This is a genomic window from Pseudomonas sp. KCJK9000 (assembly GCF_046230725.1).
In the GTDB taxonomy this organism is placed as follows: domain Bacteria; phylum Pseudomonadota; class Gammaproteobacteria; order Pseudomonadales; family Pseudomonadaceae; genus Aquipseudomonas; species Aquipseudomonas promysalinigenes.
On sequence record NZ_JBJJLN010000002.1, the window covers coordinates 179,880 to 202,688 of the forward strand.

The 22,809-nt window shown below is 60.4% G+C and carries 17 protein-coding genes; 5 read left to right on the plus strand and 12 right to left on the minus strand.

Going from position 1 to position 22,809, the window contains the following annotated elements; genetic code table 11:
* Positions 1-70: 70 nt before the first annotated feature.
* On the plus strand, positions 71-1,066 hold the full coding sequence (locus ACK59H_RS02070) for an alpha/beta fold hydrolase (RefSeq protein WP_060477860.1): 996 nt from the start codon (positions 71-73) through the stop codon (positions 1,064-1,066).
* A 53-nt stretch (positions 1,067-1,119) separates the two neighbouring features.
* Here ACK59H_RS02070 and ACK59H_RS02075 read toward each other — a convergent pair whose 3' ends face one another.
* The 6 genes from ACK59H_RS02075 to ACK59H_RS02100 form a co-directional block, all read right to left on the minus strand.
* Positions 1,120-2,448 carry a sigma-54-dependent transcriptional regulator gene (locus tag ACK59H_RS02075; RefSeq protein ID WP_409264215.1) on the minus strand — a complete coding sequence of 443 codons (1,329 nt, stop codon included), beginning with the start codon at positions 2,446-2,448 and terminating at the stop codon, positions 1,120-1,122.
* Positions 2,445-4,349 (minus strand): ATP-binding protein, encoded by a 1,905-nt coding sequence (locus tag ACK59H_RS02080; RefSeq protein ID WP_060477858.1) that lies wholly within the window; start codon positions 4,347-4,349, stop codon positions 2,445-2,447. Before ACK59H_RS02080 ends, ACK59H_RS02075 begins: the two co-directional genes overlap by 4 nt.
* A 69-nt stretch (positions 4,350-4,418) precedes the next feature.
* Positions 4,419-5,153, minus strand: a complete 735-nt coding sequence (locus ACK59H_RS02085) for an amino acid ABC transporter ATP-binding protein (RefSeq protein ID WP_060477857.1) — start codon at positions 5,151-5,153, stop codon at positions 4,419-4,421.
* On the minus strand, positions 5,150-5,821 hold the full coding sequence (locus ACK59H_RS02090) for an amino acid ABC transporter permease (RefSeq protein WP_060477856.1): 672 nt from the start codon (positions 5,819-5,821) through the stop codon (positions 5,150-5,152). Before ACK59H_RS02090 ends, ACK59H_RS02085 begins: the two co-directional genes overlap by 4 nt.
* A complete protein-coding gene (locus tag ACK59H_RS02095) occupies positions 5,822-6,568 on the minus strand; it encodes an amino acid ABC transporter permease (protein WP_409264216.1) in 747 nt (248 codons plus the stop codon). It abuts the gene before it with no gap.
* 142 nt (positions 6,569-6,710) lie between these two features.
* Entirely contained in the window at positions 6,711-7,628 is a 918-nt protein-coding gene (locus ACK59H_RS02100; protein WP_060477854.1) for a glutamate/aspartate ABC transporter substrate-binding protein, read from the minus strand.
* Positions 7,629-7,964: 336 nt separating this feature from the next.
* On the opposite strand from ACK59H_RS02100, the gene ACK59H_RS02105 reads away from it, so the two are divergent.
* On the plus strand, positions 7,965-12,098 hold the full coding sequence (locus ACK59H_RS02105; protein WP_409264217.1) for an NEL-type E3 ubiquitin ligase domain-containing protein: 4,134 nt from the start codon (positions 7,965-7,967) through the stop codon (positions 12,096-12,098).
* A 34-nt stretch (positions 12,099-12,132) separates the two neighbouring features.
* On the opposite strand, the gene glpD is transcribed toward ACK59H_RS02105, so the two are convergent.
* From glpD to ACK59H_RS02125, 4 genes are all read right to left on the minus strand, one after another.
* Positions 12,133-13,662: a glycerol-3-phosphate dehydrogenase gene (glpD, locus tag ACK59H_RS02110; RefSeq protein WP_186477587.1), complete on the minus strand. Its 1,530-nt coding sequence runs from the start codon at positions 13,660-13,662 to the stop codon at positions 12,133-12,135.
* A 249-nt stretch (positions 13,663-13,911) separates the two neighbouring features.
* A complete protein-coding gene (gene glpR / locus ACK59H_RS02115) occupies positions 13,912-14,667 on the minus strand; it encodes a DNA-binding transcriptional repressor GlpR (protein WP_060477851.1) in 756 nt (251 codons plus the stop codon).
* A gap of 99 nt (positions 14,668-14,766) precedes the next feature.
* On the minus strand, positions 14,767-16,266 hold the full coding sequence (gene glpK, locus ACK59H_RS02120) for a glycerol kinase GlpK (protein ID WP_397467507.1): 1,500 nt from the start codon (positions 16,264-16,266) through the stop codon (positions 14,767-14,769).
* A gap of 41 nt (positions 16,267-16,307) precedes the next feature.
* Positions 16,308-17,159: an MIP/aquaporin family protein gene (locus ACK59H_RS02125; RefSeq protein WP_186477588.1), complete on the minus strand. Its 852-nt coding sequence runs from the start codon at positions 17,157-17,159 to the stop codon at positions 16,308-16,310.
* Between the two features lie 301 nt (positions 17,160-17,460).
* On the opposite strand from ACK59H_RS02125, the gene ybaK reads away from it, so the two are divergent.
* Complete coding sequence (gene ybaK, locus ACK59H_RS02130) at positions 17,461-17,931, plus strand: Cys-tRNA(Pro) deacylase (RefSeq protein WP_060477848.1); 471 nt, start codon at positions 17,461-17,463, stop codon at positions 17,929-17,931.
* Positions 17,932-17,968: 37 nt separating this feature from the next.
* Here ybaK and ACK59H_RS02135 read toward each other — a convergent pair whose 3' ends face one another.
* The gene (locus ACK59H_RS02135) at positions 17,969-19,078 is read right to left on the minus strand and encodes an ABC transporter ATP-binding protein (protein ID WP_060477847.1); all 1,110 of its coding nucleotides are present in this window, start codon (positions 19,076-19,078) and stop codon (positions 17,969-17,971) included.
* Positions 19,075-19,995 carry an ornithine carbamoyltransferase gene (argF, locus tag ACK59H_RS02140; RefSeq protein WP_060477846.1) on the minus strand — a complete coding sequence of 307 codons (921 nt, stop codon included), beginning with the start codon at positions 19,993-19,995 and terminating at the stop codon, positions 19,075-19,077. Before argF ends, ACK59H_RS02135 begins: the two co-directional genes overlap by 4 nt.
* A gap of 384 nt (positions 19,996-20,379) precedes the next feature.
* Here argF and ACK59H_RS02145 point away from each other — a divergent pair, with 384 nt between their 5' ends.
* Positions 20,380-22,488, plus strand: coding sequence for a molybdopterin oxidoreductase family protein (locus ACK59H_RS02145; protein WP_409264218.1), 2,109 nt, complete (start codon positions 20,380-20,382; stop codon positions 22,486-22,488).
* Positions 22,489-22,579: 91 nt separating this feature from the next.
* The coding region (locus tag ACK59H_RS02150; protein ID WP_409264219.1) for a glutaredoxin family protein at positions 22,580-22,809 on the plus strand (230 nt) is incomplete at its 3' end.

Below are 22,809 nucleotides of genomic sequence, written 5' to 3' on the forward strand. Positions count from 1 at the left end.
TGGCAGCGCACCGCATTTAAATTCATCAGACTCGCGCTCTACTGGGGATCTGCAATCTGGTAATTCATTCATGCGGGCTTTTCTGCTCTTTGTTTTTCTACTGTTCACCGCCTCGTCAAGCATTGCCGACAGCCGCTGCGACACTCATGTGCCAGTTCAACGTGCTGAAATCGGCGAGCTGAGCCTGGTGTATCAAAGTGTCGGGGCCCCGCGAGACCCGGCCTTGCTGCTGGTCATGGGCCTGGGCGGGCAACTAATCCACTGGCCCGACGACGTCGTCCAAGCGCTCTGCCGCCAAGGTTTTCGGGTCATTCGCTACGACAATCGCGATGCTGGCCTGTCACGCTGGAACCAGCTGCCGCCTTCGGCCAATCTGACGTGGGAGCTGTTGCGTTACAAGCTGGGCCTTGCGGTCGCAGCGCCCTACAGCCTGACCGACATGGCCAACGATGGCCTGCAACTGATGGAATCACTGGGCATTGGCCGTTTTCATGTGCTGGGTGTGAGCATGGGTGGGATGATCGCCCAACACATGGCTGCCATGGCGCCTGAGCGGGTACGTAGCCTGACGCTGGTGATGTCCAGCTCTGGTGCCGCTGGGCTGCCCGAACCCAGCCCGGCATTGGTTCAGTTGCTGGCGCGGCGCAGTGCACCGAATCGCCAGGTGGCGATCGAGCAGCAGGCCGACCTGTTAGCGGCATTGGGCAGCCCACAGGTGCAGGATGATCGAGCGGCGCTGTTGCAGCAGGCGGCGGTGGCGTACGACCGGGCGTTCAACCCTGAAGGCGCCCAGCGGCAGATCATGGCGATCTTGGCAGAACCTAGCCGAGTGCGGTTGCTCGAAGGGCTACGGGTGCCCACGCTGGTGGTACATGGCACCGCCGACCCGCTGTTGCCGGTAATGCATGGGGTGCATCTGGCGGCGCATATCCAGGGCAGCCAATTGCGCTTGATTCCTGGGCTTGCGCACCGCTTTCAGGAGCCGTTCAAAGCACCCTTGCTGGCGGCGGTATTACCTTATCTGCAAGCGCAGCGCCAGGATTTCAGCCATATCGCCGGGCTTTGAATCGGTGTTGCCCGTTTCGCGGGGCAACCGGCGAATCAGGCGACGCTGGCGCATCATCCAAGCCCGTACTTCTTGACCTTGTCGAACAAGGTCGTCTTGGCCATCCCCAGCTCCTGGCTGGCCTGGCTGAGGTTGCCCCCGGTGCGCTGCAAGGCATCGCTGAGCAGGTTGCGCTCGAACGCTTCGACCGCCTCTGCAAACCCAAGCCCCTGGCTGGCCCCCCCAGCGGGCCCCTTCTTGAAAGCGGGCAAGCCCAAGGCATAGCGCTCTGCCACATTGCGCAGTTCGCGTACATTACCGGGCCAGTCGTGGGCCATCAGGCGCGACAGGGTCTGGCTGTCCAGCGCCGGTGCCTCGCGGTCGAAGCGCAGCGCCGATTGCAGCAGGAAGTGTTCGAACAGTTGCAGAATGTCCTCCCGGCGCTCGCGTAGCGGCGGCAGCTCCAGGGTGACCACGTTCAGGCGGTAATACAGGTCGCTGCGGAACTGACCGGCCTGACCCAGCGCGTCGAGGTCGGACTTGGTGGCTGCAATGACCCGGCAATCCACCGCGATGCTCTGGTTCGAACCCAGGCGCTCCAAGGTGCGCTCCTGCAGCACGCGCAACAACTTGATCTGCAGGTTGATCGGCATGCTTTCCACTTCGTCCAGGAACAACGTGCCGCCATTGGCGTGTTCGATCTTGCCGATGCGGCGCTTGCCGGCGCCAGTGAATGCGTTGGCCTCGTGGCCGAAGATCTCGCTCTCGAACAGGTTTTCTGGCAGGCCACCGCAATTGAGTGCCACGAATGGCTTGCCTTGGCGTCGGCTGAAATCATGCAGGCAACGGGCGACCAATTCCTTGCCGGTGCCCGTTTCGCCCTCGATCAACACATTGGCCGAGGTATCGGCGACATTGGCGATCAGTTCGCGCAGCTGCTCCATGGCTGGCGAGCGACCGATGATGCGGCCATCCAGGCTACTCTGCTCGGCCAGCTGTCGACGCAGCGCCACCACTTCGCGGGACAGCCCGCGCTGCTCCAGCGCCCGACGCACCACATCGACCAGGCGCTCGGGCGAGAAGGGCTTTTCCATGAAGTCGTAAGCACCATTGCGCATGGCGCCCACCGCCATGTCGATGTCCCCGTGCCCGGTAATCAGCACGACCGGCAGGCTGCGATCGCGGGCCTTGAGGCGGTTGAGCAGTTCAAGGCCATCGATGCCGGGCAGGCGGATATCGCTGACGACGATGCCGGCAAAATCATCGCCGATGCGCTCCAAGGCCTGTTCGGCACTGCCGACACCCTCACAGGCGATGTCCTCCAGGGCCAATGCCTGCTGGCAGCCGAGCAGCACATGCGGGTCGTCTTCGACGATCAGAACGGTAAGGGGCGCTGGGTTCATGGTTGTTCTGCCGTTTCGCTAGGGGGTGTGGCCAGGGGGAGGGCGAGGACGAAAGCGGTGCCGCCCGTGGCGGGATGCTCGACGTTGAGGCTGCCCTTGGCGGCGGCGGCAAGGCTCGCCGACAGGGTCAACCCCAGGCCCAGGCCATGCTCGCCCGGTTTGGTGGTGAAGAAAGGTTCGAACAGGTGCTTGCGGGTTTCGGCATCGATACCGTGGCCATTATCCCGCACGCGAAGGCGGTATTTTTCGCCGAAAAGCTCCCCTTCGAGCCAAAGCTCTGGCTGGGGCTGGCTGGCCATGGCATCGAGAGCGTTGCCGATCAGGTTGACCAGGATCTGTTCCAGGCGCGTCTGATCGATAGCCAGTTGATGGTCTTCGAAATGGCTGTGCAGCTGCAACTGGCACCCGGCAATACGGTTGTGCAGCACTTGCAGGGATGCTTCTACGGCCTTGGCCAACGATGCCTGGCCGCTGTCGTCGCCGCGCCGGGCGAACGAGCGCAGGCTGGCGGTGATGCGGCCCATGCGGTCGATAAGCTCGTTCATGGTGCGCAGATTGGTGCTGGCGGTATCCAGCGCCCCGCGTTCGAGAAAACGCACCGTGTTGCCGGACAACGTACGTAGGGCTGCTAATGGTTGGTTCAGCTCATGGGCGATGCTGGTGGACATTTGCCCGATGGCGGCCAGCTTGCCGGCTTGCACCAGCTCATCCTGGGCATGGCGCAGGGTCTGTTCGGCATGCCGGCGTTCGCGGATCTGGCCCTTGAGCCGCTCGTTGCTGGCGCGCAGGTCAGCGGTGCGTTCGGTAATCCGTCGTTCCAGCTGGCTGTTGGCTTCCTGCAGAGCTTCGCGCGCCGCCAGGCGCGTGGCAATCACCTTGCGCCGTTCGTTCCAAGCGATAGCAAGAATGGTCAGCAGGGCAAAGGCGACGCCGACCAGCACCCCTTGCACCATGGATTCGCGGCGCAGATCCTGCAATGGCGTGAGCAGGGTGAACTGCCAGGGCGTATCAGCCAGGCGGCGAGTCTGGGCCAGGTAGCTCACCTCATGGGGTTTGCCTTGGGCGGTTTCAGCATTGGCCGGGAAGGTCAGTTTCTCCACGCCATCGGCCAGGGTTTCGCGCGCCAGGGGCTGCAGCTCGTTCAATGGCCACCAGTAGTATTGCAGGCTGCGCGCCAGCCGCTCTTTGGTCTGAGGGGAGAGCGGGCGCACCGACTTCAAGCGCCGCGCCGGGTCACTGGAAAGAATGATGATGCCATTCTCGTCGCTGACGAAGGCCTCCAGGCGCGCGCGTTGCCAACGCTCTTCCAGGGTATCCAGGCGTACTTTGATCACGGCTACGCCAATGATCTTGCCGTGCTCCTCAAGGCCATGGGCCAGGTAATAGCCAGCCTCGCCTGTGGTGCTGCCGATACCGTAGAAGCGGCCTGGCTCGCCGCGCACCGCATTCTGGAAATAGGCCCGGAACGACAAGTCTTCACCCAGGAACGAGTCGGCATCGCGCCAGTTGCTGCTGGCCTGGACCCGGCCGGTGGTATCGAGTACGAAGATCACCCGGCTGCGGCTGCGCCGGTTGAGGCCCTCGAGGTATTCGTTGACGGTCTGCCGGTTGGCGCCATCGGGGTCGGTGAGCAGTTGCGAGACGCTGTCTTCGAGCTCTAGCAAGCTTGGCAGGTACGTGTATTTGCTGATTTCGCTCTCGACCGTGCGCGCGTGCAGTTCCAGGGCGCGCTCGCCGTTATCGATGAGGGTGCGTATGCCGTTGCTCTCGCTGATCATGAAACCGGCCATGCCCAGGCCGACCATCAGCAGAATGATCAGGGGGGGCAGCAGCAGTTGGCGAATCAGGCGGGATTTCACGGCGGGCTTGGCAGGCGAAAGAAGCGAGGGGTCGCATTTCATCACAGTGGCCCTGTCACGGCCAGCATCCGCTGCCGGACGCGCCCGGGCAGCGGTGCTGTCGTTGCCGAATCAGTGTTGCAGGATCTTGCTGAGGAAGTGCTGAGTACGTTCGTGGCGGGCGGTTGGGTTGCCGAAGAAGTCTTCCTTCTGGCAGTCCTCGATGATGTGCCCCTTATCCATGAAGATCACCCGGTTGGCCACCTTGCGAGCGAAGCCCATTTCGTGGGTCACGCACATCATGGTCATGCCTTCGTTAGCCAGTTCCACCATCACATCCAGCACTTCGTTGACCATCTCTGGGTCCAGCGCCGAGGTCGGTTCGTCGAACAGCATGACGATTGGGTCCATCGACAGTGCACGGGCGATCGCCACACGCTGCTGCTGGCCACCGGACAACTGGCCGGGGTGTTTCTTGGCATGGGCACTGAGGCCTACGCGCTCGAGCAGCGCCAGGCCCTTCTTGGTCGCTTCTGCTTCACTGCGGCCGAGCACCTTGCGCTGGGCGATGGTCAGGTTTTCGGTGATGGTCAGATGCGGGAACAGCTCGAAGTGCTGAAACACCATGCCGACCCGCGAGCGCAGCTTGGGCAGGTTGGTCTTGGAGTCGGCGATCGAGGTGCCGTCGACCACGATGTCACCCTTCTGGAACGGTTCCAGGGCGTTCACGCACTTGATGAGGGTCGACTTGCCCGAGCCCGATGGGCCGCAAACAACCACGACTTCACCTTTCTTGACCTCGGTGCTGCAGTCGGTCAGCACCTGGAAGTCGCCGTACCACTTGTTGACGTTCTTGATGGAAATCATACGGTGATCCTTTTTTGCAGGCGCTTGACCAGCCACGAAGCGGAGAAGCTGATGACGAAGTACACGACCCCAGCGAAGATCAGGAACTCATGGGAGCGCCCGATGATGTCGCCGTTGGAGCGTGCCGAGTTGAGGAAGTCCACCAGGCCCACGGTGTAGACCAAAGAGGTGTCCTGGAACAGGATGATGCTCTGCTGCAACAGCAGGGGGGTCATCTTGCGAAAGGCCTGGGGCAGGATGATCAGGCGCATGGTCTGGCCGTAGGTCATGCCCAGGGCCTGGGCGGCACCCATCTGCCCCTTGGAGATCGACTGCACGCCAGCACGGACGATTTCGCAGAAGTAAGCGGCCTCGAACATCATGAACGCCACCACGCAAGACGTGAAGGCACCTACCGGGGTGTCCTGCCCGGTGATCCAGCGCAGTACGAACGGCACCGCCAGATAGAACCAGGTAATGACCAGCAGCAGTGGGATCGAGCGGAAGTAGTTGACGTAGGCGCCTGCCAGGCGTGACAGCAGCTTGCTCGATGACAGGCGCATCAGCGCCAGGATGGTGCCCAGCACGATGCCGCCAATGACGCCCATGACCATCAGTTGTAGCGTCATGACCATGCCATCCCACAAAGCAGGCAGGGCCGGGATGATTTCGCTGAAGTCCATTTCCATTTACTTGCCCCCCACGGAGATCAGGCCAGGCACGGCAACTTTCTTCTCGACCAGGCGCATCAGCAGCATCAAGCCCATGTTCAGGGTGAAGTAGATAAGGGTGGCCAGGGTGAAGGCCTCGAACAGGTTGGCCGAAAATTCGGCGGTCTGCTTGGTCTGCGCCAGCAGCTCCATCAGGCCGATCAGCGAGGCTACCGAAGAGTTCTTGAACACGTTCAGGAATTCGGAGGTGAGCGGCGGGATGATGATCCGGAACGCCTGTGGCAGCAGCACATTGGTGTAGATCTGTGGCAGGCTGAAGCCCATGGCGCGGGCTGCGGATTCCTGGCCACGGGGCAGGGCCTGAATGCCGGTGCGCACCTGCTCGCAAACTCGAGCGGCGGTGAACAAGCCAAGGCAGATGACCACACTGATCAGTGCCGAGGTGGTCGGGTTGAGGTCTTGCTTGAACCACTCCTGCAGGCCTTCCGGTAGCAGGTCCGGTACCAGGAAGTACCAGATGAACAGCTGCACCAGCAGCGGCACATTGCGGAACAGTTCCACATAAGCGGTGGCAATACCCGAGACCAGGCGGTTGGGCACGGTGCGCATCACGCCCAGTACCGAGCCAAGCAGCAATGCGATGATCCAGGCGGAGATGGCGATGGCGATGGTCCAGCCTAGGCCGGTGATGTACCAGTCCAGATAGATTTCGCTGCCCACGCCGGTGGACTTGAAGAACACGCCCCAGTCCCAGTTGTAATTCATCGGGATTTCCCCTCAGACGATTGTTTCACGGGCACCTTCGAGCATCCGAGGGCGGTGGGCGCCCTCGGATGAAAGGTTAGTCACTATTGCGCAGCCTGCAGAGTTGAAACCTGTGCTTGCGCACCAGGCCACGCGCTGAGGATCAGGACTTCTTCTCGTCCGCAGCTTTATCGGTAGGCTCGGCGATCAGTTTTTTCAGCTCGTCGCTCATCGGGAACTGCAGGTTCAGGCCTTTTGGCGGAATTGGCTGCTGGAACCACTTGTCGTAGCTCTTGTTGACTTCGCCCGACTTGAAGTAGGCAATGATGGCGTCATCGACAGCTTTCTTGAACGCTGGGTCATCTTTGCGCACCATGCAGCCGTAGATTTCATACGACTGGGGGGTACCGGTGATAACCCAGTCCGACGGCTTGCGCGCCTTGGCCATTTCACCGGCGAGCAGGGCGTCGTCCATCATGAAGGCTACGGCGCGGCCGCTTTCGAGCATGTTGAAGGCTTCACCGTGGTCCTTGGCGGAGATCACGTTCATCTTCATTTGCTTGTCGGCATTCATCGCTTTGAGAATGCGCTCGGAGGTAGTACCCGCGGTGGTCACCACGTTCTTGCCGGCCAGGTCCGCGAAGTCTTTGTAAGCAGGCTGACCGTCCTTGACCTTGGTCAACAGGCGGGTACCGACCTCGAAGATACCGACCGAGAAGCCGACTTGCTGCTGACGCTCGACGTTGTTGGTGGTGGAGCCGCACTCCAGGTCGACGGTGCCATTCTGCACCAGCGGGATGCGGGTCTGGGAGGTGACCAGGTTGTACTTGACCTTGATGTCCGTGCCCAGTTGCTTTTTCAGGGCATCGACGACGGCCAGTTGGATGTCATGGGAATAACCCACAGGCTCGGGCTTGCCGGCCAGGTAGGAAAACGGGATGGAGGAGTCGCGGTGGCCCAGGGTAATGGTGCCCGAATCCTTGATCTTCTTCAGGGTGCCGGTCAGCTCATCGGCCATGGCCGGCGAAGCGATCACAGCGGCCGCGATGGCGGCGCCCAGCAATTGACGAACGATACGCATCAAATTTTCCTCGACGTGTTTGTTTTTTTTATGGAGCCGTTGGCGGACTCTTTCGTTCAACGAATACAACATCAAGCGTGTGCATTCGGCTCCAAGTATAGAGCATGAGTCGTGCCAAGCTCTGGCGTCGATCATAACCCCTTGAATATTCGGCGTCTGGCCGTTTTAACAAGGCATGAACCTAACATAGCGAGTTCGGCAATCCGAACGACATGCCTGTTGCTGTTCGGTTATCCGTATGAAGTGTTCCGGCTTCATCTGCGCCAGCATTAATTAGGCCCAGACGCAGCTCCCAGGCAGGTTGAGTACGCACTCACTTTCCCAGGAACCGCACCCATGCCTGACTCTCTGATGACTCCTGACTCTGTCGACGCATTGATTGGCCAGCAATTGCCCAAGTGGCTCAAAGGCGTCGATAAAGACCTGCTCCAGGGCTTTCATCAAGCGCTGCGCAATCAACAGGCTGCAGCACAAGCGGTGAAAAACCGGCTTGAGGGCATCCCGAGCCTGGAAGTATTCGCCGCTGCTCGACTGGAGCAAGCGCTGCACGCACAGGGCCTTTCAACGGTGGACGTGCGTGGCAGCAACGTACATGTGCAGGAGGATGTAGAGCTTCCAAGTGTGTCTCCTCGCCTATTCACGCCTGTGCAGACGATACGCTCCAGGCAATCCTTACTGGCGGCTGCTTTGCACAACTTTCATGAGTCTGAAACACATCCGGCATTGAATCGAAAAGCTCACTTAAGAGACTTAGACGGTAACAAATTACCCCTGAGTTTCGAGGCGTTCGCGCGCTGTTGCCGCAAGTTGGACCTGGGCGGGGAATATCAAGCGGTGCTGCGCAAGCACCTGTTTCCCAAAAGCCGTCCCCCAGCGCCCTCGGACTACGCCCATAAAGCCGTGCAGCAAGTGCTTGAGGAAAACCTTCGCACGCAGATGGAGGTCGCTGTGCGAATGGCCAGGATCAAAGGCGAGTTGCTCGACGAGGATTATCTGCGTCTGTTGCCGGTGGTAGCGGGCGCCCCGCGGGGCCCGGCAGTCCAAAGCCTTGCTACACCCCGCCAGTTATTTCTGCTTGGCAAGCGCCTGTGCGGCGTGGTGACGCTGGAGATGCGCCACAGCGCGCAAGGGCCGCTGGATGGGATTATTGTTTGGGTGCCTCAGGATCCGTACCTACCTCTGGCACGCTACGACTCCTGGGAGGCGCTGTACAGGGCATTTGCCAAACGCCTGCGTTCAGCCTTCTATCGATCCTTCTTTGGGCGGTTCATCAGCGAGCGTGACCGCCCGGGATTCATCTCCACATTGCTGCCGTTGATCGAGGCCAGCAGTGCTCAGGTGCCCGCTGAGCTCGACGGTCGCAACTTCGCCGTGGATTCAGCACTGTTCGTCCACTTGCGCACCTTGCAAGTCGACAAGCTACTCGACGATGCAAGAGTCCTGGCAGTACCCACGGACGATGAAACCCAGCTCGAACGTGACCAGCGCATCCAGGCTGCGTTGGGCGCGGGGCTGGAGATGCTTAACCTGGCGGCCCTGTTCATTCCTGTGCTGGGCCAGGTGATGTTTGCAGTGGCCGCACTGGGGGTTGCCAGCGAGGTATACAAAGGTTACGAAGACTGGCAATTGGGCGACCGTCAGGGGGCACTGCAGCATCTTTTCAATGTTGCGCAGGGCCTGGCGACTGGCGCTGCGCTGGGCGCAGCTCAGGCGGGTATCGGGCGCTTGCTGCCGCGCGTTCCGTTCGTTGATGGGTTGACGCCTGTGCATGAGGGCGATGGCCGGATGAGGCTGGCCCATGCGCCTGAAACGGCTCATTACCTGGACGGTAACGGCCCGCTGCTGCGCCAGTTTGGCGGAAACTTCGCCACTGTGCCTGATGCCATGGCCGATGCGTTGCTTCGAGTCATCGGGCTGACACCTGAGCAGTTGCGCCAACTGCACCTTGAGTCGGCGCCAGTTCCGGCGCGACTGAACGATGCCTTTGATCGCTGGCTACTTCACGAGCGATCCCCCCAACTGCGCGGGAGCGCATTCGAGCGGGACCTCACTACTCAACAGGGTGAAGCGTCGCCTGCCGCTGGCATGCTGCTCAGGTCGTTCCCGGGGCTGTCGGTACGTTCGGCAGAAGAAGTACTGGCCAACGCTAGCGGGACGCAGCTCAAAGCGCTGCTCGACAGTGGCCGGGTGCCTTTAGCGATGGCCGAGCACGCGCGTTGGATGCTGCATGACAGCCGCTTGGACCGTGCCTTTATGGGTTTCGAGCATGAATCCGGGGTCAATGCCGACACCCAGCGCCTGGCTATTGGCATGATCGACGAGTTGGCCCCATGGCCGGCAGCCAGGCGTATCGAGCTTCGCTTAGGCGAGGTATCGGGCCGGCTCATCGCGTCGCGCGGGCATCCTCAAGCCACTGAGGTGCTGACCGTGATTCAGACCGCTCAAGGTTACCGGCTGCTAGGGGCGCCCGAGCCATCGAGCGAACAGCGGCTATGGGCGTGCCTGCTGCAGACGCTGGATGCTGCGCAAAAAGGCCTTATCGGCGACAACCAGCCGCTGAGTGCCGAAACCCTTGCTGAAAAACTGGCTGTGCAGGCCGCCAGCGATCGGCGCAAGGCTGCTCAATTGTTAGGTATGCAGCCCATCGGCGGTCGCTGGCGGCCACCGCGGCGCTTAGCCAATGGGCGGATCGGCTACCCCTTGAGCGGACGCGCAGAAAGCAGCCGGCAAGCGCTGCGGCGCGGTATCCATAGCATCTTTCCTACGCTGAGCGAGGCCCAGTTGGACGAATACTTCGAAGGCCTCGTGGTACACCATATCGGTCTGTGGGAGCACCTTGGCCAGCTTCAGCAACATCTGGCCAACCTGCGCGCGGCGCTTGAGGCTTGGCAGCGTCAACGCGTGAGTTTTCTCGACGGGGTCCGCCGGCGACGTGTCGTCACCCAGATTCGGCGCGCTTGGAGGCGCAAGTCTGTCGGGGCCTCCGATGACGATTACATCCTGCACATCGAGGGCGAACGGGTAGGCAGCCTACCTGTTCTTCCAGCCGGCATCGATTTTGGACACATCAGGCAATTGACCCTGCGGGACATGGACCTTACGCACATCGACGAAGATTTTTTGCGCCGGTTCAGTGGCTTGCGCGAGCTTAGGCTGCAAGATAATCGGCTCACCAGCCTGCCTGCCGGGCTCGAGCGCCTGACCTCGTTAAGAACCCTTAACCTGGCAGGCAATCGACTGACCTTGGACGCGTCTGGGGTCAGTCGCCTGGCCATGCTCTCAATGCTGCGCGAACTGGATCTGAGCGCAAATCCCTTGGGGAATGTGCCCGATCTTTCCCGTCTGCAGCACGTGCGGGTGCTTTCACTCCGAGCGACAGGGCTTCAAACAATACCCAGTGCACGCGAATTACCCTGGCGTGGCCTGACCGATCTTCGGGAAAACCAGATTCGCCAGGTGACGGGTCATGTGGCCAGCCTGCAAGCGCGGTTACATCGTCTAGCACTGCATGACAACCCTTTGGAGCCGGTGAGCGAATCGTTGCTCGAGAGCCTGAGCGAGCAAACCCCGACAGCGTCACGGCGTGGGTCATATCAACATGCTGATGCCGATTCGAAATGTATGAATCAGTGGCTAGGAGAGGGCTCCCAATCGGCTCGGCTGCATCGAACCGAAGTCTGGGAGCGCTTGCAGCAAGAGCCACAATCGACGGACCTGTTTCGTTTCCTGGCTGACTTTGCGGCCTCAGATGATTTTCGGCGCCACCCGCGTTACTACCGGGCAAGAGTATGGCGGGTACTCGAGTTGTGCGCCGAAAACACTGATGTTCGGGAAGCAATTTTCTGGCAAGCCGCTGGCCCCCGCAGCTGTGAGGATCAACTGCTATTTCTGCTGAGTCAGATTGAGATCCGGGGAATAATCGCGCTGAGTGGGGCAGGGGAGGGGCGAGCACAGGATGAAGCGACGTTGTTGCGTTTAGGCCGCTCGTTGTACCGCCTGGATCAAATAGACCGCATCGCCGCCCGGCATATCCAGTTTGTGGAGCAAAATCCCTATGCCCTGGTAGACGATGTAGAGGTTTACCTGGCTTATCGGATCAATTTGGCCGGCAGGCTCGACTTGCCAGGGCAACCCCTGAACATGCACTACGCAGACTACAGCGGCCTGACTGGCGCAGACATCCTCAGGGCAGGAACAGAAGTCCTCGAGGGTGAAAACATCGAGGTGCTCAGTGCTTCACTGGCGGAGCGGGAGTTTTGGCAAAGCTATGTCCGTAACCGTTACCCTGAGCGTTTCGAAGCACTGGCAGCGCCTTATCATGAGCGGCTGGCGGCCTATGAAAGCGAAGCCGATTCCACCGGCGAGCAGGTTTATTTGACCCGCGCCGATGAGCTGATGCGCCGGCTCAACGCCGATGAACGTGCGCTTTACCTGGAGCTGGCACGCGATGCCTACGGGCGTGAAGCCTGAGAAATGGGCGACCCTTGAGGTCGCCCATTGTGCTTCAAGCTGCGTGACTGCGAGCAGCGCCTTGCGCCAGGTAGGCCGCCAGAGCGCGCTGTTCGTCTTCATTGGTGAACAAACCAAGCTTGGTCCGCCGCCACAGAATATCGTCGGCGCTGACCGCCCACTCCTCGCTGCGCAGGTAGTCGACCTCCCGCGTGAACAGCCCTGCGCCAATCGCCTGGCCCAGGTCGTCGGGGCCATTTACGCCCTCGAGCAACTGCCACACACGGCTACCGTAGGTCTGCGCCCAACGCTTGGCGATCTCGACCGGCACCCAGCCGTTGCGTGCCTGCAGTTCATCCACCAGCCCCTGCACGCTGGCCATGCCCTCGCCACCTGGCAGCGGCGCGGTGGCGGTCCAGCTGCCGCGCATCTGGCTGAAGAACGGTTTGAGCTCGGCCATGGCCGACTCGGCGAGCTTGCGATAGGTTGTCAGCTTGCCGCCGAACACCGAAAGCAGAGGCGCCTGGCCGTCACCGGCGGACAGCGCCAGGGTGTAGTCCCTTGTGACTGCCGAAGGATTATCGGATTCGTCGTTGCACAGCGGGCGTACACCGGAATAGGTGTGCAGGATGTCGCTACGGCTTAGCTGATGATTGAAATGGGCGTTCACTACCTTAAGGATGTAATCGGTCTCTTGCTCGGTGATCGCTACCTTGGCCGGATCACCGCTGTATTCGCGATCGGTAGTACCGATCAAGGTGAAGCGGTCCAGGTAGGGGATACAGAAGACGATGCGCTGGTCCTCGTTCTGCAAAATGTAGGCATGCTCGCCTTCATAAAGCCGCGGCACGATGACATGGCTGCCCTGGATCAAACGGATGCCATATGGCGCATCGAGCTTAAGGTCGTCTTTGATGAAGCTGGCAACCCACGGGCCGGCCGCATTGACCAGGGCACGGGCGCGTATGGTTTGCAGGCTGCCATCGGCGTGCTGCAGCTCCACCTGCCATAAACCATTCACGCGCTCTGCACGCAGGCAGCGGGTATGGGTAAGAATGTGCGCACCGTGTTCGCGGGCGGCCATGGCGTTGAGGACTACCAGGCGGGCGTCATCCACAGCGCAATCGGCGTATTCGAAGCCGCGGGTGATCGCCGGCTTCAGTGGGTAGCCAGGGCCGAAGCGCAGGCTGCGCGAGGCACCAAGACGCTTGCGCTTGCCCAAGTTGTCGTACAGAAACAGGCCGGCACGGATCATCCATGCAGGGCGCAGATGAGGGCGATGGGGAAGCACGAAGCGCATCGGCTTGACGATATGCGGAGCTTTGGCCAGCAGCACTTCACGTTCGGCCAGCGCTTCGCGCACCAGGCGGAATTCGTAATGCTCAAGGTAGCGCAGGCCACCATGGATGAGTTTGCTACTGGCCGACGATGTATGTTGGGCCAGGTCATCCTTTTCGCACAGCATGACTTTCAGGCCGCGACCTGCGGCGTCGGCAGCGATGCCCACACCATTGATGCCACCGCCAATCACGGCGAGGTCGTAGCAGTCGGCAAGTGATGGCTGGGACGAAACGGGCTGGGACACGGCAAGGCCTCCTGAGGCTGTTCATATCGAATATGAACATATATGTTCGTTTCCGAAAATGCTAGCGCAAAAGGATGACCGTCGCCAGTCAGTCTCTATAGAAAAAACTGATCAGATGACAAGCAAATGAACATTTACGAAAATTCCGGGGGCGGAGTGAGTGATCGCCTCACTGGGATCGAGCATCACCCGTGCAGCGCCCGATCCCTTTGACGGCAGGCAGATTCCAAGGCAAGCACATGCCAGCCTTCAAACCACCTCTAGCCGGATCTTGTTCTGGTTCAGCAGTTGTGCGAGCCCCGGCGCGGGTGTCTGGTCGGTCACCAGGCAATCGACCAGACTGATCGATCCCAACCGTACCATGGCGTTGCGCCCGAACTTGCTTGAGTCGGCAGCCAGAATCACCTGGCGAGCATTGGCAATGATGGCCTGCGATACCCGCACTTCCTGGTAATCGAAATCGAGCAGGCTGCCGTCTTCATCGATGCCGCTGATACCGACCAAGGCAAAATCCACCTTGAACTGGTTGATGAAATCCACGCTGGCCTGGCCGACCACGCCGCCATCTCGGCGTACCGTGCCGCCAGCTACCAAGACTTCGAAGTCATCCTTGGCGGCGAGAATGGCAGCAACGTGCAGGTTATTGGTGATGACCTTCAAGTGGTTGTGGTTGAGCAGCGCCCTGGCAATCGATTCGGTCGTTGTACCAATATTGATGAACAGCGAAGCATGGTCGGGAATCTGCTTGGCCACGGCCTCGGCGATGCGCTGTTTTTCGTCGCGCATCTGATCGGCGCGCATGGCATAGGCGGTGTTCTCGATGCTGGAATCGTAAGCGGCACCGCCGTGATAGCGACGCAGCAGATTCAGCTCGGCCAGCTGATTGATATCGCGCCTGATGGTTTGCGGGGTGACGACGAACAACTGCGCCATTTCTTCAATACTGACATACCCGCGATCGCGTACCAGTTCGAGGATTTGTTGTTGGCGTGGGGGCAGATTCATGGGCGGTCCTTTGGGGCTGCCGGACAAATTCTGCAATGATGCCGTAGGAAGGGGACTACGACCAGTAGGCAACGGGGCCGCAGCGCGGCCCCTGATGCATCACGCCTCGTGATCTTCCCAGTCACGCGTGCGATCAACGGCTTTTCTCCAGCCGGCATACAGCTTCTCTTTCTGCGCCTCGTCCAGCTGTGGGCTGAATTCGCGCTCGATGATCGCCTTGTCGCGCAATTCATCCAAGCCACTCCAGAAACCACAAGCCAGACCGGCCAGGTAGGCCGCGCCCAGTGCGGTGGTTTCGCGCATTTTCGGGCGCTCCACGCAGGTGCCGAGGATATCGGCCTGGAACTGCATCAGGAAGTTGTTGGCCACAGCGCCACCATCCACGCGTAGCTCGGACAAGCGTGCACCGCAATCCTGCTGCATGGCATCGAGCACATCGCGGGTCTGGTAGGCGATCGACTCGAGGGCCGCGCGGATAATGTGGTCGACCTTCACACCACGGGTGAGCCCAAACAGCGCACCGCGTGCATAGGGGTCCCAATACGGGGCGCCCAGGCCAGTGAACGCCGGTACCAGATAGACGCCGTTGCTGTCCTTGACCTTACTGGCGAAGTACTCGGTGTCCAGTGCGTCATTGACGATTTTCAGCTCGTCGCGCAGCCACTGCACGGTGGAGCCACCGTTGAACACGGCGCCTTCCAGGGCGTACGCCACCTCGCCGCGTGGGCCGCAGGCGATGGTGGTGAGCAGGCCGTGGGAGGACTTCACAGCCTTGTCGCCGGTATTCATCAGCAGGAAGCAGCCGGTGCCATAGGTGTTCTTGGCCTGGCCGGGCTCTACGCACATCTGGCCAAACAGCGCCGACTGCTGGTCGCCGGCAATACCGGCAATGGCAATGCCGCTCTTGGTATGACCGTACACTTCGGAAGACGGGCGCACCTGCGGCAGCATCTGACGGGGAATGCCGAGGATCTCGAGCAGCTTGTCATCCCACTGCAAGGTGTGGATGTTGAACATCAGGGTGCGCGAGGCGTTGGTGTAGTCGGTGACATGCACCTTGCCGCCGGAAAACTTCCAGATCAGCCAGGTATCGACGGTGCCGAACAGCAGCTCGCCGCGCTCGGCGCGTTCACGCACCCCTTCGACGTTGTCGAGAATCCACTTCAGCTTGGTGCCGGAAAAGTACGGATCGGTGACCAGCCCGGTGGCATCGCGGATGTATTGCTCATGCCCATCGCGTTTGAGCTGGGCGCAGATTTCGGTGCTGCGCCGGCATTGCCATACGATAGCGTTGTAAACCGGGCGCCCGGTTTCTTTGTCCCACACCACGGTGGTTTCGCGTTGATTGGTGATACCCAGCGCGGCGACCTGGGCATGACTGATACCGGCCTGTGCCAGGGCTTCGACCATTGTCGCGCTCTGGGTTGCGAAGATTTCCATCGGGTCATGTTCGACCCAGCCGGCCTGTGGATAGTGCTGGGCGAATTCGCGCTGCGAGGTGCCGACCACATTGGCATCGCGGTCGAAGATGATGGCTCGCGAGCTGGTGGTGCCCTGGTCCAGGGCGATGATGTAGTTCTTATCCTGGGTGTCTGTCATGGTCGTAGGCCTTGCATAAAGAGGAGTTCAGGGCGTTTGCATCAGTTGGCTTGAGTATCGCCCTGGCGATTGTCGGTTGTCTCGCCACTTGGGCTTGGCACCATTGGCAGGTTGCGGGCGATAAGGCCGCGATAGGACGCGGCACCCAGGCAAGCCCCGACGATAGGTGCGAACACCGGAATCAGGAAGTACGGAATGTCCCGGCCGCCAGTGAAGGCGATTTCACCCCAGCCGGCCAGGAAGGTCATCAATTTTGGCCCGAAATCCCGGGCTGGGTTCATCGCGAAGCCGGTCAAAGGGCCCATGGCGCTGCCAATCACTGCAATCAGCAGCCCGATCAGCAGCGGTGCCATCGGCCCCCGTGGCAGGCCGTTGTTGTCATCGGTCAGAGCCATGATCACCGCCATGAGGATTGCGGTGATAACCACTTCGACCAGAAATGCCTGGCCGGTGGAGAGTGCTGGGTGTGGGTAGGTCGAGAAAACCGAGGCCAGCTCCAGGCTCTGGGCGCTGCCGCGCAACATGCTGTGGGCTTGTTCGTAATCGAAGAACAGGTTGCTGTACAGGGTATAGACCAGCGCTGCGCCGCAAAAGGCGCCGCATACCTGTGCAAGGGCGTAAAACGGGAGTTTGCGCTTGTCGAAGCCGGCGAACAGCGTGAGCGCAATGCTCACTGCAGGGTTCAGGTGCGCACCGGAAATACCAGCCGTGAAATAGATCGCCATGCTGACACCGACGCCCCAGATGATGCTGATTTCCCACAGCCCGAAGCTGGCGCCGGCGACCTTGAGTGCGGCGACGCATCCGGTACCGAAAAAGATCAACAAGGCGGTGCCGAGGAACTCGGCCAGGCATTGGCTGGACAGTGTGGGTTCGCGTAGAGCAGTCGTCATGTGTGACCTCGTTGTTTTTGTTGTGAGGCGCTAAGCGCTCGACAGCAAAGCCTGATGCCTATCCCCATTGACTTCAGGCAGATGTAAATAAGCGCACCTTAAAAGGGCACCCTTTATTCAGAAACGAAAAAATATAGACAAGAAACGCTGATGTCAAAGGTCGAAAGTGAACGGTCAGTCACGTTTTGATCGCATATTTAAAGGCTGATCCCTGATTTAGAGAGGTGCGTCAGCCATTAGCTAGCTGGAGTGTAGGAATTGCCCTAAAGTAGCCGCGACCTGTCCCAGACTGGAGCACCGCATGACCCCTGCACTCGATTTGCTGAAGAAAGTTCGCGCCGAACACCGCGTGCACAGCTATGAACACGACCCCAAGTCGGCGTCATATGGCCTTGAGGCAGCAGAGAAGCTCGGTCTGGATGCGCAACAGGTGTTCAAGACCTTGCTGGCGAGCAGCGAAAAAGGTGAGTTGTTGGTTGCGGTGGTACCTGTGGTCGGAACCCTCGATCTGAAGGCCCTAGCCCATGCGGCCGGCGTCAAGAAATGCGAAATGGCCGACCCGGCGGCAGCGCAGCGGGCGACGGGGTATCTGGTGGGTGGCATAAGCCCGCTCGGGCAGAAGAAGCGCCTGCGCACGTTCATTGATGAATCGGCGCAAAACTTTGCAACCATTCACGTCAGCGCTGGGCGCCGTGGCTTGGAGGTCGAACTGGCAGCGGCTGTGCTGGCCCAACATACCCAGGGCGCGTTCGCTGCAATCGGCAAGGGGTAGGTGCATCGGGGCCGCAACGCGGCCCTTCGTACCGGTATCAGTTCGTGGAACTGTAGCGGCGTACGCCATTTTCCTGACGAGACAACTGCGCCGAGACGCTGCCGGGTACCGCAAACAACACCAGATGCTCCGCCTTGACCGCGATCCCTACCTGTTCACCGACCTGATGGTCGATATGGCTTGGAAAGATCGCTTCGAGCTGGCTGCCAGTTGGCAACTGCAAGCGGTACAGTGTCGACGCACCCAGAAAACTCTTGCCGACGATGTTCGCCTGAAGTGCGCTGCCAGGTGCAGGAACGATGTCGTCCGGGCGCAGCAGTACGTCCACCGAACTGCCCGGCGCCATTGTGTAAGCGCGGTTGCCACGCAGCTCGCCCAGTTCGGTATTGACCGCTTCATGGCTGCTCATCTGGCCACGGATGAAGTAGCCCTGGCCGACGAAGCTGGCCACGAACGGCGTCTGAGGTTCGTGGTACAGGTTGTAGGGGGTATCCCACTGTTCCAGTCGACCTTCCTTGAATACGCCCACGTGGTCGCTCACGGCAAACGCTTCTTCCTGGTCATGGGTCACCAGTATCGCGCTGGTGCCGCGGCTCTTGAGAATATCGCGCACCTCGTGACTCAGGCGCCGGCGTAGCTCGACGTCAAGGTTGGAGAACGGCTCGTCGAGCAGCAGCAGTTGTGGTTCGGGTGCCAGGGCCCTGGCCAAAGCGACACGCTGTTGCTGGCCGCCCGACAGCTCGTGGGGGTAGCGGCCGCCGAGACCGCCCAGCTTGACCAGTTCGAGCATCTCGTCGATCACCTGCGCCTGCTTCGGGTGCTTGGCGATGCCGAAGGCGATGTTCTGCGCGACGGTCAGGTGCGGGAACAGTGCGTAATCCTGAAACACCATGCCGATCCGGCGCTTTTCAGGTGCCAGCGTGAAGCCTGCACGGGAAATCACCTCACCTGCCAGCTGGATCTCGCCTTCATGCACCGGCTCGAAGCCGGCGATGGCGCGTAGGGTGGTGGTCTTGCCGCAACCGGAGGAACCCAGCAGGCAACCGATGTCGCCTGCGTTCAGGTGCAGATTGAGGTTCTGGACGATGCGCTGCTCGCCGTAACCGCAGGCGAGGTTGCGCAGGTTGAGCAATAGGGGTTGACTCATGCGTGGTGGTAAGCCGGTTCTACAAGGAATTCGAGAAGGGCCTTTTGTGCATGCAAGCGGTTTTCAGCCTGATCCCACGCGACCGAACGAGGGTCGTCTAGCAGATCATGGCTGATTTCCTCGCCACGGTGGGCGGGCAGGCAGTGCATGAACAGGGCGTCGGGTGCCGCCAGGTCGAGCAGTGCGCGGGTGACCTGGTAAGGCGCGAAATGCGCCAGGCGCCGTGCAGTTTCCTCCTCCTGACCCATGGAAGTCCAGACATCCGTGGTCACCAGATGCGCACCTTGCACAGCTTGCCGTGGATCACGGACGACCTGCACACGGTCACCGCCCAGGGCCACGAAGCGCGGGTCAGGGTCGTAACCTTCGGGGCAGGCGATGCGCAACTGGAAATCGAACTGCTTGGCCGCTTCGATGTAGGAGTTGCACATATTGAAGCCGTCACCGATCCACGCCACGGTTTTGCCCTGGATCGAGCCGCGATGTTCGAGGAACGTCTGCATATCTGCCAACAATTGGCACGGGTGAGACTCATCAGACAAGGCGTTGATCACAGGTACCCGGGACTTGGCGGCGAATTCGGTCAGGGTGCTATGGGCGTGGGTGCGGATCATCACGGCATCGAGCATGCTCGACAGCACGATGGCGCTGTCACCGATCGGCTCGCCACGGCCCAATTGAGTGTCACGGGGCGAAAGGAAGATCGCCTGGCCACCCAGTTGGATCATGCCGGCCTCGAAGGATACGCGAGTACGAGTCGAGGATTTCTCGAAGATCATGCCTAGAACACGATTCTTCAGGGGCTCGAACAGCACGCCGCGTTTGCGCAGGTCCTTCAGCTCGATGCCTCGGCGGATCACCCCGAGCAATTCGTCGGTGGTGAAATCCAGCAGGGAGAGAAAGTGCCTAGCGCTCATGATTGACTACCTTATTTGCAACAGTATGCAGGTCGACCGTGCAGTTTTTTTTAACAACGGGGATGACCTGCGGCGTAAGCCGCACGGGGCGGACAAAATTGGGAAAGGCGCAATACTATAATTAAATGTCGCCTGAAACCAAGAGGGGAAACAGCAGCTCCATCTAAAGGATGTTGCAAGGGTTGTCGTAACCCTTTGGCCTGTGCTGTTTTTTATTTGCTACAGCAGTTTGTACACGGCTTGCTGGCAATTTGGCAAATGCCTGTCGCGAATCGTACGCCTGATGTCGTGCGATTCATGTCTTGAAGTGCGATGGTCGGAGCAAGGGCCGCGGTGCATAGTCAGGGTTTGACGACTCCTCACTACAACAATGCAGAGGCGGCCATGACCACAACCTTGCATCATCGTGCCTGTCACCTGTGTGAAGCGATCTGCGGGCTGAATATCGAGATCCGCCAGGGAGACGAAGGTCAGGCCCTGATCAGTTCGATCAAAGGCGACGCCGCCGACCCGTTCAGTCGCGGGCATATCTGCCCCAAGGCGGTAGCGCTTCAGGATATTCAGAATGATCCGGATCGCTTGCGCCAGCCCCACAGGCGGGTGGGCAACCAGTGGCTGCCGATCGGCTGGGACGAGGCATTCGCCCTGGCCGCCGACAGGCTGTGGGAAATCCAGCAGGCATACGGGCGCAACGCAGTGGCGGTGTATCAAGGCAACCCAAGTGTGCATAACTACGGGCTGATGACTCACAGTAACTATTTCCTCGGCCTGCTCAAGACACGTAATCGGTTTTCCGCCACGTCGGTCGACCAGTTGCCGCAGCATCTGACCAGCCACCTGATGTATGGCCACGGCCTGCTGTTGCCCATACCGGATATCGACCATACCGATTTCATGCTGATCCTCGGTGGCAACCCGCTGGCATCCAACGGCAGCATCATGACCGTACCGGATGTCGAAAAGCGCCTGAAGGCCTTGCGTGGCCGCGGCGGTCGTCTGGTGGTGGTCGACCCCCGGCGCAGCGAAACTGCGGCTATTGCAGACCAGCATCTATTCATTCGGCCTGGCGGCGATGCTGCCTTGCTCTGTGGTCTGCTCAACACGCTGTTCGACGAGCAACTGACGCGTGGTTCGCATTTGCCAGTAAGCGGGTTGGATCAGGTACGTGAAGCGATCTTGCCATTCACGCCGGAGGCAATGAGTGCCCACTGTGGGATCGAGGCCACCGCGATCCGCCGCTTGGCTCGGGACTTCGCATCTGCCGGCAAAGCGGTCTGCTATGGGCGCATGGGTGTTTCCACCCAAACTTTCGGCACGCTTTGCCATTGGCTGGTGCAGGTGATCAACCTGGTTACCGGCAACCTGGATCGTGAAGGCGGGGCGCTGTGTACCGAACCTGCGGTGGATCTTGTTTCGACGACCTCAGGTGGTCATTTCAACGCCTGGCAGAGCCGAGTGTCGGGCCTGCCCGAGTACGGGGGAGAATTACCGGTAGCGGCCCTGGCCGAGGAGATGCTGGTCCCAGGCGAAGGCCAGGTGCGGGCATTGGTGACGGTTGCTGGTAATCCGGTGCTGTCCACGCCCAACGGCAGGCAATTGGACGGAGCGTTGCAAGGGCTGGAGTTCATGCTCAGCATCGACCTCTACATCAACGAAACCACCCGCCATGCCGACCTGATCCTGCCTTCGACAACGGCGCTGGAAAACGATCACTACGACAGCACCTTCAACTTGCTGGCCGTACGCAATGTGACCCGCTTCAACCGCGCCATCCTGCCCAAGCCCGATGGTGCTTTGCATGACTGGGAAATTTTCGTCGGCCTTGCCCAGGCGTTCGCCAAACGTGCCGGCGTGGAGCTCAAGCCCACCATCGCGCCGGCTCAGATGATCGATGTGGCGCTTCGCAGAGGGCGTTATGGTCAAGGCAGTGTCTGGAATCTTTCGCTGCAGGCCTTGGATGAGCATCCTCACGGCCTCGATCTTGGCCCGTTGCGCGCCAACTTGGAGGGGCGCCTGGCAACTGCCAGCAAAACCGTCGAAGCGGCGCCGCAGGTGGTGCTGGATGACTTGCAGCGCTTGGCCGGGCAGGCGCCTGGGGCGCCAGCACAGTTGCTGTTGATTGGCCGTCGGCACGTACGCAGCAACAACTCATGGATGCATAACTATCATCGGCTGGTCAAAGGCAAGCCGCGTCATCAATTGCTGATGCATCCGCAGGACTTGCTGCAACGTCGACTACACGACGGCCAGCGTGTGCGGGTTCGGTCACGTACCGGTTCTCTGGAGGTCGAGGTTCAGGCTTGTGAGGACATGATGCCCGGTGTTGTCAGCTTGCCCCATGGTTTTGGCCATGGGCGAACGGGCGTGCAGCTGCAGGTCGCCCAGGCTCAAGCAGGTGTCAGTGCCAACGACCTCACAGATGAGCACCTGCGCGATCAGGTTTCCGGTAATGCGGCCCTCAATGGCGTGCCGGTGGATGTAGAGGCGGCCTGAGCCACGGTAAGGCCGAGCATGCCGCTCGGCTTTCCGTTACAATGCGTCACCGTGCCGACGATCGCGTCGGAAAGTTCAGCCGAGGTGCTACATGGATATCATCGAAACGATCAAAGAGCAGATTGCCAACAACACCATTCTGCTTTACATGAAAGGCTCGCCGAATGCCCCCCAGTGTGGCTTTTCTGCGCGTGCCTCGCAGGCTGTGATGGGTTGCGGCGAGAAGTTCGCCTACGTCGACATCCTGCAGAACCCGGAAATCCGCGCCAACCTGCCAAAATACGCCAACTGGCCGACCTTCCCGCAGCTGTGGGTAGCCGG

Coding starts and splice junctions, on each gene's coding strand:
- ACK59H_RS02080 (WP_060477858.1), bottom strand. CDS start 4,349: ATGAAATGCGACCCCTCGCTTCTTTCGCCTGCCAAGCCCGCCGTGAAA.
- glpK (WP_397467507.1), bottom strand. CDS start 16,266: ATGACAGACACCCAGGATAAGAACTACATCATCGCCCTGGACCAGGGC.
- glpR (WP_060477851.1), bottom strand. CDS start 14,667: ATGAATCTGCCCCCACGCCAACAACAAATCCTCGAACTGGTACGCGAT.
- ACK59H_RS02105 (WP_409264217.1), top strand. CDS start 7,965: ATGCCTGACTCTCTGATGACTCCTGACTCTGTCGACGCATTGATTGGC.
- ACK59H_RS02090 (WP_060477856.1), bottom strand. CDS start 5,821: ATGGAAATGGACTTCAGCGAAATCATCCCGGCCCTGCCTGCTTTGTGG.
- ACK59H_RS02145 (WP_409264218.1), top strand. CDS start 20,380: ATGACCACAACCTTGCATCATCGTGCCTGTCACCTGTGTGAAGCGATC.
- ybaK (WP_060477848.1), top strand. CDS start 17,461: ATGACCCCTGCACTCGATTTGCTGAAGAAAGTTCGCGCCGAACACCGC.
- ACK59H_RS02070 (WP_060477860.1), top strand. CDS start 71: ATGCGGGCTTTTCTGCTCTTTGTTTTTCTACTGTTCACCGCCTCGTCA.
- ACK59H_RS02095 (WP_409264216.1), bottom strand. CDS start 6,568: ATGAATTACAACTGGGACTGGGGCGTGTTCTTCAAGTCCACCGGCGTG.
- ACK59H_RS02075 (WP_409264215.1), bottom strand. CDS start 2,448: ATGAACCCAGCGCCCCTTACCGTTCTGATCGTCGAAGACGACCCGCAT.
- ACK59H_RS02135 (WP_060477847.1), bottom strand. CDS start 19,078: ATGAGTCAACCCCTATTGCTCAACCTGCGCAACCTCGCCTGCGGTTAC.
- ACK59H_RS02100 (WP_060477854.1), bottom strand. CDS start 7,628: ATGCGTATCGTTCGTCAATTGCTGGGCGCCGCCATCGCGGCCGCTGTG.
- ACK59H_RS02085 (WP_060477857.1), bottom strand. CDS start 5,153: ATGATTTCCATCAAGAACGTCAACAAGTGGTACGGCGACTTCCAGGTG.
- argF (WP_060477846.1), bottom strand. CDS start 19,995: ATGAGCGCTAGGCACTTTCTCTCCCTGCTGGATTTCACCACCGACGAA.
- ACK59H_RS02125 (WP_186477588.1), bottom strand. CDS start 17,159: ATGACGACTGCTCTACGCGAACCCACACTGTCCAGCCAATGCCTGGCC.